The 10,614-nt window shown below is 59.8% G+C and carries 10 protein-coding genes; 6 read left to right on the forward strand and 4 right to left on the reverse strand.

Going from position 1 to position 10,614, the window contains the following annotated elements; genetic code table 11:
• Positions 1-44 precede the first annotated feature (44 nt).
• From hyi to V6P94_RS19435, 6 genes are all read left to right on the forward strand, one after another.
• A complete protein-coding gene (gene hyi, locus V6P94_RS19410; RefSeq protein ID WP_133076049.1) occupies positions 45-827 on the forward strand; it encodes a hydroxypyruvate isomerase in 783 nt (260 codons plus the stop codon).
• A 129-nt stretch (positions 828-956) separates the two neighbouring features.
• Positions 957-1,847, forward strand: coding sequence for a 2-hydroxy-3-oxopropionate reductase (locus V6P94_RS19415; protein WP_326397662.1), 891 nt, complete (start codon positions 957-959; stop codon positions 1,845-1,847).
• Positions 1,848-1,991: 144 nt separating this feature from the next.
• A complete protein-coding gene (locus V6P94_RS19420; protein ID WP_338648308.1) occupies positions 1,992-2,891 on the forward strand; it encodes an urea transporter in 900 nt (299 codons plus the stop codon).
• Positions 2,892-2,930: 39 nt separating this feature from the next.
• Positions 2,931-3,752: an ion transporter gene (locus tag V6P94_RS19425; RefSeq protein ID WP_133076046.1), complete on the forward strand. Its 822-nt coding sequence runs from the start codon at positions 2,931-2,933 to the stop codon at positions 3,750-3,752.
• Positions 3,753-3,845: 93 nt separating this feature from the next.
• Complete coding sequence (locus V6P94_RS19430) at positions 3,846-4,853, forward strand: sulfate ABC transporter substrate-binding protein (RefSeq protein WP_133076045.1); 1,008 nt, start codon at positions 3,846-3,848, stop codon at positions 4,851-4,853.
• A gap of 230 nt (positions 4,854-5,083) precedes the next feature.
• Positions 5,084-7,021 (forward strand): DNA topoisomerase 3, encoded by a 1,938-nt coding sequence (locus V6P94_RS19435; RefSeq protein ID WP_133076044.1) that lies wholly within the window; start codon positions 5,084-5,086, stop codon positions 7,019-7,021.
• 3 nt (positions 7,022-7,024) lie between these two features.
• Here the strand turns inward: V6P94_RS19435 and V6P94_RS19440 are convergent, their stop codons facing one another.
• From V6P94_RS19440 to V6P94_RS19455, 4 genes are all read right to left on the reverse strand, one after another.
• Positions 7,025-7,867, reverse strand: coding sequence for a PhzF family phenazine biosynthesis protein (locus V6P94_RS19440; protein ID WP_133076043.1), 843 nt, complete (start codon positions 7,865-7,867; stop codon positions 7,025-7,027).
• 144 nt (positions 7,868-8,011) lie between these two features.
• Positions 8,012-8,143, reverse strand: coding sequence for a putative transporter small subunit (locus V6P94_RS19445; protein WP_219261025.1), 132 nt, complete (start codon positions 8,141-8,143; stop codon positions 8,012-8,014).
• Positions 8,125-9,792, reverse strand: a complete 1,668-nt coding sequence (locus V6P94_RS19450) for a sodium:solute symporter family protein (protein ID WP_133076042.1) — start codon at positions 9,790-9,792, stop codon at positions 8,125-8,127. Before V6P94_RS19450 ends, V6P94_RS19445 begins: the two co-directional genes overlap by 19 nt.
• A gap of 371 nt (positions 9,793-10,163) precedes the next feature.
• Entirely contained in the window at positions 10,164-10,559 is a 396-nt protein-coding gene (locus V6P94_RS19455) for a hypothetical protein (RefSeq protein ID WP_133076041.1), read from the reverse strand.
• Positions 10,560-10,614 lie beyond the last annotated feature (55 nt).

Below are 10,614 nucleotides of genomic sequence, written 5' to 3' on the forward strand. Positions count from 1 at the left end.
CCTCTCCTTAAGGGAGAGGGGCCACCTATTTGCAGGAGTTCACCATGCCGCGTTTTGCCGCCAACCTGTCCATGCTGTTCACCGAACAGGATTTCCTTGTCCGTTTTCAAGCGGCTGCCAACGCTGGTTTTCATGGCGTTGAATACCTGTTCCCTTACGACTACAGCTCTGCCGAGATCAAGGCGCAGCTCGATGCCAACAAGCTGACCCAAGTGCTGTTCAACCTGCCGGCCGGTGACTGGGCCAAGGGTGAGCGCGGGATCGCCTGCCATCCGGACCGGGTCGAGGAGTTCCGTGCCGGGGTTGACCTGGCCATTGCTTACGCCCAGGTACTGGGCAACGACCAGATCAACTGCCTGGCGGGGATTCGCCCACAAGGCGCAGACGAAGCGCTGATCGAAAAAACCTTCGTCACCAACCTCAAATACGCGGCCGACAAGCTTCAGGCGGCGGGCATCAAGCTGGTCATGGAGTCGATCAACACCCTCGACATTCCGGGCTTTTACCTGAACAACACGAAACAGGCCCTGGCCATTCAGGAAAAGGTCGGCAGCACCAACCTGTTCCTGCAATACGACATCTACCACATGCAAATCATGGAGGGCGATCTGGCCCGCACCATGCAAACGCACCTGGGGCACATCAACCATATCCAGCTGGCCGATAACCCGGGCCGCCATGAGCCGGGCACTGGCGAAATCAACTACCGCTTCCTGTTCGATCACCTGGACCGCATTGGCTATCAGGGCTGGGTGGGTTGCGAATACAAGCCACTGACCAGCACCGAAGCCGGTCTGGTGTGGCTCAAGACCCATAACGCGGTGTAACCACAAAACACTGTAGCCGCTGCCGAAGGCTGCGATGGACTGCGCAGCAGTCCCCCTTGAAGGCCCTGCGGGCCTTATCGCAGCCTGCGGCAGCGACTACAAAGACCCCATAAAACAAGAGGATTTGTCATGGCTAAAATCGGATTTATCGGCACAGGCATCATGGGTTCGCCTATGGCCAGCAACCTGCAAAAGGCCGGGCACAGCCTGTTTCTGTCGACCCATCACGGAGCAGCACCGGCCGATCTGGTCGCCGCAGGCGCAATCGCCCTGACCAGCCCGCGAGAAGTGGCCCAGGAAGCCGAATTCATTATTGTCATGGTGCCGGACACCCCTCAGGTCGAAGACGTGCTGTTCCGTGAAGACGGCATCGCCGCAGGCCTGAGCCCGAACAAGGTGGTGATCGACATGAGTTCGATCTCGCCGACGGCAACCAAAGCCTTCGCTGAAAAAATCAACGCCAAGGGCGCGCAGTACCTGGACGCCCCAGTGTCTGGCGGTGAAGTGGGCGCCAAGGCCGGCAGCCTGAGCATCATGGTCGGCGGCGACGAAAAAACCTTCGCCCGCGCCCTTCCCCTGCTCCAGAGCATGGGCAAAAACATCACCCTGGTCGGCGGCAACGGCGACGGTCAGACCGCCAAGGTGGCCAACCAGATCATCGTTGCCCTGAACATTCAGGCAGTGGCTGAAGCGTTGGTGTTTGCCGCCAGGAACGGTGCCGACCCGGCCAAGGTTCGCGAAGCCCTGATGGGTGGGTTTGCTTCGTCAAAAATCCTTGAAGTCCACGGCGAGCGCATGATCAAGGGCACCTTCGATCCGGGTTTCCGCATCAGCCTGCACCAGAAGGACCTCAACCTGGCCCTGGCAGGCGCCCGCGAACTGGGGATCAACCTGCCCAACACCGCCAACGCCCAACAAGTGTTCAGCACCTGCGCCGCCATCGGTGGCAGCAACTGGGACCACTCGGCGCTGATCAAAGGCCTGGAACACATGGCCAACTTCTCGATTCGCGACAAGTAACCCCGCCGGTCTGCCCTTTTTTGGGGAGACCGCACTACCTGTAGTCGCTGCCGAGGCACGAAGGCTGCGAGTTCTTGATCATGCAGGGAGCCAATCAAGAGCTCGCAGCCTTCGTGCCTCGGCAGCGACTACCAGGTAACAATCATGAGTTCACACCCCTGCCCCGACTGGGCGACTGCCCTGTGCGCCGGTTTCAGCCAAATCTTCCTCCAGCGCCATCCGCTGTGCGGAGTGATGTGCCTGCTGGCGATTCTGCTCAGTGCTCCCACCCTGCTCGGTGGCGCCTTGCTGGGCGGTGTTGCGGGGCTCTTGACCGCACAACGTCGCGACTACCCCAAAGCCGAACGCCAGGCCGGGCTCTACAGTTACAACGGCATCTTGCTGGGGTTGCTGTTAAGCCACCAACTGGAGTGGTCCGCCCTGTTGCCCCTGCTGATTATTGCCAGTGCAGGATTGAGCACGATGCTCGTTCACCAGTGGCTAAAACGCGCCGCCCACGGGCAAAGCCTGTTGGCCTATACCGCGCCGTTTGTGGCACTTGGCTGGATCTTGCTGCACCTGAACAACACCCCTGCCCCTGCCCTGAACCCCGATCAGGCCGTCAACAGCCTGACGCTGGTACAGGCCGTGTTCAAAGGCGTGGCCCAAGTGATGCTGCTACAGCACCCCGTTGCCGGGCTGCTGATTGTGCTCGGCCTGTGCCTGAGCAGTCATCGGGCGGCGCTATGGGCCATTACGGGTTCGCTGGCGGGCCTGGCATTTGGGCTGTATCAACAGGACACGGCCGCCGCACTGGACGGGCTGGCAGGCTACAACCCTTTACTCGCCGCATTGGCCCTGAGCCAGCAGCGACGTCGGCCGTGGCTTCCATTAGTCGGCATCCTCGTCACCCTGTTGCTTACACCCGGGTTTACCGCCCTGGGGCTTGCGCCATTAACGGCGCCGTTTATTCTCAGTTGCTGGCTGGTACATGCCAGCGTACGGATACTCAGCCCCCAGGCACTCGATACCGAAGAACAATGCAGGTTGCGCATTGAGCGTTAATACTCGAACCTTCTGACATTTGGGCATCGAGCAACCTGCATGGACAACAAGGATTGGCGCCAGCGCCTGTACATCATGGTCTTCCAGGCCGACACACCCGCAGGACGGCGCTTTGACACCGCTCTGCTGCTGATCATCATGTGCAGCCTGGTGGTGGTGGTGCTCGACAGCATCAACAGCATTCACCGCGACTACGCCAACATGCTGGCCTATATCGAATGGGGCTTTACCTTTGTCTTTGCCATCGAGTACGGCCTGCGCCTGTATTGCTCCCCCAAACCGCTGCGTTACGCCTTCAGCTTCTACGGGCTGGTGGATTTGCTGGCCATCGTGCCGGGGATCCTGGCGATCTATTACAGCGACGCGCAGTACCTGCTGATTATCCGCATCATCCGCATGCTGCGCATTTTTCGCATCCTCAAGCTGCGACCCTACCTGAGCCAGGCCAACTACCTGCTCGCGGCCCTGCGCGGCAGCAAGCAGAAAATCATCGTGTTCCTGGTCAGTGTCTCGACCCTGGTCACGGTGTTCGGCAGCCTGATGTACGTGGTCGAAGGCCCGGAAAACGGCTTTACCAGCATCCCGGTGAGCATTTACTGGGCCATCGTCACCCTGACGACCGTGGGCTTTGGCGACATCGTGCCCAAGACCGTGCTGGGCCAAGTGATCTCGGCCATGGTAATGATCACCGGCTACTCGATCATTGCCGTGCCCACCGGCATCTTCACCGCCGAGCTGGCCAATGCCATGCGCGGCGAACAGCTCAAGCACGACTGCCCCACCTGCAAGAAAAACACCCACGAACAATCGGCTTCTTTTTGTTCCCGTTGCGGCAATGCACTCTTTGCTAAAAATGCATAACCACAGCACTTTTTAATCTTTTAAGGACTATGCGTCAGCCGCTATAGTTGCTGGCAAATTGCCCTTATTGCTCTCCATAACAAGGAATTCGCAGTGAAAAAACTCTTTAGTGCTTCAATTCTGGCCGTAGGCCTGGCCCTCGGCAGCGTCGCTCACGCAGCGACTCCTCCGCCGTTGCTGAACGTGTCCTACGACGTGATGCGTGACTTCTACAAGGACTACAACGCGGCCTTCCAGAAGCACTGGGCACAAGAGCACAACGGCGAAAAGCTCAACATACAAATGTCCTTCGGCGGCTCCAGCAAACAGGCCCGCTCAGTCATCGACGGCCTGCCGGCTGACGTGATCACCATGAACATGGCCACCGACATCAACGCCCTGGCCGACAACGGCCAGCTGGTCCCGCAAAACTGGGTCACACGCCTGCCCGACAACAGCGCGCCGTTCACCTCGGCCACTGTGTTTATCGTGCGCAAAGGCAACCCGAAAGCCCTGAACGACTGGCCTGACCTGCTCAAGGACGGCGTACAGGTAATCGTGCCCAACCCGAAAACTTCGGGCAACGGCCGCTACACCTTCCTCTCGGCCTGGGGTTATGTGCTGAAAAACGGCGGTGACGAAACCAAGGCAAAAGACTTTGTCGCCAAGCTGTTCAAGCAAGCGCCGGTACTCGACACCGGCGGCCGTGCAGCCACCACCACCTTCATGACCAACCAGATCGGCGACGTGCTGGTGACCTTCGAAAACGAAGCTGAAATGATTGCCCGTGAATTTGGCCGCGACCAGTTCGAAGTGATCTACCCGAGCGTATCGGCAGAAGCCGAGCCGCCAGTGAGCGTGGTTGACAAAGTGGTCGACAAAAAAGGCACCCGCGCAACCGCTGACGCCTATCTGAAGTACCTGTGGTCCCCTGAAGGCCAGGAAATCGCCGCCAACAACTACCTGCGTCCACGTGACAAGGCAGTACTGGCCAAATACAACGACCGCTTCCCGAAAGTCGACTTCCTGTCGGTTGAGAAAACCTTCGGTGACTGGCGCGACGTGCAGAAAAAGTACTTCAACGACGGTGGCGTGTTCGACCAGATCTATAACGGTCAATAATCCCACCAACCTCGACAGCGCCGTAGTCGCTGCCGAGGAACGAAGGCTGCGAGCTCATGACTCCCGTCGCTGCAAGTTAAAAGCTCGCAGCCTTCGTTCCTTGGCAGCGCCTACGGGAAGAGCATTACCCTCCCCGCAATAGCTGTACAAAAAACCAGTAAAAACACTTGCCCTCGCGCCCGTCTCTGCCCATGCTGTGCGTCTTCTGCGCACCCTGAATGAGTTGAGCGATGCGGTTGTTTTTGTGTGAAAAACCCTCCCAGGCCAAAGATATCGCCGCCGTACTCGGTGCCAGCCGACGCGGTGATGGCTGCTGGATCGGCCCCGCTGCCACCGTCACCTGGTGCATCGGCCACCTGCTCGAAACCGCCCCGCCCGACGCCTACGACGAGCGCTACAAGCGCTGGGTACTGGCCGACCTGCCGATCGTTCCCGAAAAATGGAAAATGCGCGTCAAGCCCAAGACCGCCAGCCAGTTCAAGGCCGTCAAGCGCCTGCTCGGGGAAGCCAGCGAACTGGTGATCGCCACCGACGCCGACCGTGAAGGCGAGATGATCGCCCGCGAGCTGGTCGAGCACTGCCGCTATCGCGGCCCGATCCAGCGCCTGTGGCTGTCAGCCCTGGACGACGCCTCCATTCGCAAGGCCCTGGCCGCACTCAAACCGGGGGCCGAAACCTTCAACCTCTACCACTCGGCACTGGGACGCTCACGGGCCGACTGGTTGATCGGCATGAACATGAGCCGCCTGTTCACCCTGCTCGGTCGCCAGTCCGGCTATCAGGGCGTGTTGCCGGTGGGCCGGGTGCAAACCCCGACGCTGCGCCTGGTGGTCGACCGTGACCGCAGCATCAGCGACTTTATCCCCGTGGCCTACTGGGCCATTGATGTGCAACTCAAACACGACGGGCAGTTGTTCGCCGCGCAATGGCGCGCGGATCCCGACACGTGCGACGACCAGGACCGCTGCCTCAACCAGGCCCATGCACAGCAGGCCGCCGCCGCAATGAACAACGCGAGCAGCGCCCGGGTGATCAAGCTGCGCACCGAGCGCATGCGTGAAGTGGCACCCTTGCCGTTCGACCTGGGCACGCTGCAAGAGGTGTGTTCAAAAAAACTCGGCCTGGGCGCCCAGGAAACCCTGGACGTCGCCCAGGCCCTGTACGAAACCTACAAAGTGATCACCTACCCGCGCAGCGACTGTGGCTACCTGCCACAAAGCCAGCACGGCGAAGCACCGTCGATCCTGAGCGCCCTGCAGCACGCAGACCCGGCATTGGGGCCACTGGCCGCGCATCTGGACCCCCAGCGCCGTTCACGGGCCTGGAACGATGCCAAGGTCAGCGCCCACCACGGCATCATCCCCACGGCGGCTGCCAAAAACCTCGAACGCCTGAGCGGCAAACACCGCGCCGTGTATACGCTGATTCGCGCACGCTACCTGGCGCAATTTCTGCCCAACCACGAATACGACCGCACCCAGGCCGACTTCGATTGCGCGGGACAAAATGTGCGTGCCGTCGGCAAGCAAATCGTCGAGCCCGGCTGGAAGCGCGCACTGCCCGAAGCCCTGGCCCCGGCCAAGGGCCGCGAAGCCCCGGCACCACAACCGTTGCCTGTATTGCGCGAAGGCCTGGACTGCGCGATTGTCGGGGTCAACCTCAAAGACCTGTGGACCCAGCCACCCAAGCCCTTCACCGAAGGCGACCTGATCAAGGCGATGAAAAACGTCGCCAAGCTGGTGCAAGACCCACTGCTCAAGCAAAAACTCAAGGACACCACCGGCATCGGCACCGAAGCCACCCGGGCAGGCATCATCCAGGGCTTGCTGGACCGCGGTTACCTGATCAAAAACGGCAAGGCCCTGGCCGCCACGGCGCCCGCCTTCAGCCTGATCGACGCCGTGCCCCGCGCCATCGCCGACCCCGGCACCACGGCCATCTGGGAACAGGCGCTGGACATGGTGCAAAGCGGCGAAATGACCCTCGACGTATTCGTCGCCAAGCAGGCGGCCTGGATGAGCAAGCACATCGAGCGTTGCAGCGCCCTGACGCTGACCATCAGCGGCCCGGCCAGCCCGGCAGGTGCGGCACCTGCCTGGAAAAAGAAACGCAAGGCCGCAACCGGCAAGGCCAAGCCAAAACGGGCGGTGAAAGCCAAGGGAGCATGAATGCTAAAGCGAGAGTTGCCCCGAAATACAGGTCACTGCTGAGCCGCCCACCCAGATATCGTCCCCGATCTGCTCAATGGCTACGCGCCCTGCTCGTCCCATTGCCGTCCCTTGACTGGCCACATAGCGCGCCGGGGCCAGACCGTCGCCGATCAACCACTGGGCCAGCCCGGCATTCAGGCTGCCAGTGACCGGATCTTCGGGCATGCCTTCACCGGCACAGAACGCACGCACTTCAAACTGCGCCTCATCGCCATCACGCCCGGCATTCCAGGGCGCGACCACCCCGATGGACAGGCCCATCAATTGTGCGTAATCAGGGTTTAAAGCCAGTACCTGCTCGCGGTCGCGCAGCATCAGCGCCACCCAGCCGGGACCGTTGTCGACCCAACGCGCCAGCACCACCGCCTGCAACTCGATACCCAGGCCACCACAGATACGTTGCAGCAATTCACTCTCGACAGCGCCGGTACGCAACAGAGGCGGCGCCGTAAAGGCCAGTTGCCCGGCGTCGCGGCGGATTCTGATCAAGCCTGCGCTGCATTCCTGAATGATTTCTTCACCCTTGGGCGTGCCCCCGGCTTCCAGCCAGGCGTGACAACTGCCCAGCGTCGGGTGCCCGGCAAACGGCAGTTCTTTCAGGGTGGTAAAGATGCGCAAGCGGTAATCCGCTTCAGGATTTTGCGGTTTCAGCACGAAGGTGGTTTCACTGAGATTGGTCCAGCGCGCAAAGTCGGCCATCTGCCCGTCGGTCAGGCTGTCAGCGTTCAACACCACGGCAACCGGGTTGCCCTTGAGTGCAACCGTACTGAAGACATCAACTTGCTTGAATTCAAATGGGCTCATGGCCAGCTCCTGATAACGACCCGTAGCACCCTACACAATCAGGGGAAAAATGGCGCGATTTTGTCGCGGGTGCAGAAACACAAAAGCCGCGATCGGCTGTACAAGCAGATCGCGGCCTTCTCGTCTTAACCCCTGTTACACGGGTTAAACCAGATCTGTACCGTCACGCCTGGCCTTGCGCATGTCGCGCCACAGGCTCACGCACAGTGTCAGCATCACCACGGCCGCGATGGCCGGCCAGATCAATACATAAGCAGTCAAAGCGAAACTGGACATGGGGAGGCTCCGTTTTCAGTGTCAGGTTCAGGGTTGTGGTGAAAAGCCACCACCCGTTCGTTGATGCAGTCAAAATCAAATGTCTGGTTGGAACGCAAACTCACCAGCACACACACCACCGTACTGACGCCATAGGCCGTCAATGAGCTGAGCAGTACCGGGTAATCACGTAAAAAACCAAACGCAAAGGGCGCAAACACCATAAAGGCCAGCGCACCCAGCACAAACCCGGCGCGCTTACCCAAGAAGCCGAATGCCATCAGTCCGATCACCACCCCGCCACCTATCGAGGCGCAACATTCGAAAAACAGCGCCACCAAACCCTGCATCTCCAGCAACTCGAACCGCGCGACCAAAAACATCACAAAGCCTGCGATCGCCGCACTGGTAAACGCTGCATTGGTAATCCGTTCCCAATACAGGCTGGCGATGACAGGGAACACGATGGCACCCCACAGCGCACCGACAAAAATCAGCATGGTCAGAATGTCGAGTTTCATGCTGGCGAAAATCATTGCCAGCATCGTTGCCAGCACCATGGTCAGGCGCCCCACAAACAACATGGTTTTGGGGTTTGGCTTGCCCTTGGCGATGTTCTTGCCATACACGTCGGTCATGACCAGTGCCGACAACGCGGACAGATCCGAGTCGGCAGTGGATGACAGCGAACCAATCACCATGATGAAAAACAGCCCCACCGCAAAAGGCGGCAAATAGGTCGAAGCCATTTGCGGAATCAGGTTGTTGAGATCGCCGTCCAGCGGTTCGATACCGGCCAGCAATGCCATAAAGCCCAGCATGCCAAGCCCGATCACGATTGAGGCATAACCGATGGTGGCCGTGACAAAGGTCGACTTCATCAAATCCTCGCGCACGGCAAACAGGCGCTGGGCGATGGTCTGATTACCGATGGCGTAGGCCAGCACGGCGACGAAGTACGGTGCACCCTGCTCAAGAATCGCGGTTTTGGAATAGAAGCTGGCTTGCTCGGGCGTGATCTTCGGCATGCCCTGGGCAAAGAGTTCCGGGCCGCCCAGCTGAAAGAAAATAATCGGAATGATCACCACGGCAGCGAAGATCATGGCGAACAGCTGACCGAAATCTGTGAGCACCGACGAGCGAAATCCCGACCAGATGGTGTAGGTGAGAATACCCACGCCCGCAATCAGAACGCCGTGGGTAAAGCTAAGCGGCGAGAGCACCGCCACCAACGCCCCGGCGGCGGTGAAGTTGACCATCAGGCTGATGAGGCTTCCGACAATATTGGAACCCGCCAGAATCATCTGGCTGGAGCGCCCGTGCCGTGCATGCATGATTTCAGCGAGCGTGTGGGCCTTGGGTGCCAGTTGCCGAAATCGCCGGCCAAAGGGGTAAATGAACAAAATCATCAGCGCGCCCCAGAAGCCGTAGTGCAGCGCCCCCGAGATCCCGAATTTGTAACCCGCAGTGGCGGCGGCATAAAACGATGCCGCCCAGATCCAGGTGGCCGTCATGCTGGCGGCTGACATGCCAAAACCGATGGAGTTATTGGAAACCATATAACCATCGACATTTTCTTCCTTGCGACCCACACGCAAAGAAACCAGAAAAGTCAGGCCATAGAAACAAAACATAAGCAGCAACACAGTGAGGGTGGAAAGTTGAAACATTCCTTTCTCCTTTTTATGTGCGCGCAATCGCTACTGACGCAACGAAAGGCCAGGAATCGGCAAGCGCAACAACCCGGAATTCCTGACAGGCAGGCGATAGCGGACAGAGGTCCGTGGGTTGTCAGAGTGATGGCTGGCAAGTGACGGAACGCAAGTGGCGTCCCAGGTCAAAAGGCAAAGCGTGCGCTAGCACGTTGAGCCCGGTGCTTGCAGCAATGGCCGGCAGGTGCCGGGAGATAAGTCCTGCATCAGAAGCGTAAAGCCCTGACGCGGACGGATGTGAAGTATACAGATTCGAGTCAAATTGTGCTGGTTGGCACCCAACGTCCGACCACAAACAAAAACGGCGACCCGAAGGTCGCCGTTGAGCACTACTTGAATTGCCGACTCAACCCTGGCGGCACGCCGCTGATGTCAGTCTCTTCCCACGGCCCGTTGGGGCTCACCGAACGGCTCCAGCCGTTGTCCCAACGGTAGTAGGCACGCTGGCGGTAGAAAATGTTGGTCTGGTTGTCCAGCACGTAAACGCCCATGCGCGCATCCCAGTGGCTGGGGCCACCCGGCGGCGGGGCGAAGGTGGCCGAGGTGCGTGGCAAGGGTTTCGGCGCCTTCGGGATCGGCATGTCCGGCAGCGGTTTGCCGGAGGGCTGGGGCGTCGGCGGCGGCATCGGCGTTGAGGGCGCCGTCGGCTCATAAGGCTGATGAACCGCACAGGCGCTCAGGCCAAGGACCAGGCTGAGCAGGGTGATGCGTGCAAATACGGCCATGGTGACTTCTCTTGTGAGTCATTATTTATTGTGCCGGCTAAACCTCTGTCTGCGG

Origin of the sequence: Pseudomonas sp. ML2-2023-3 (assembly GCF_037055275.1) — a bacterium.
Classification (GTDB): Bacteria; Pseudomonadota; Gammaproteobacteria; order Pseudomonadales; family Pseudomonadaceae; genus Aquipseudomonas.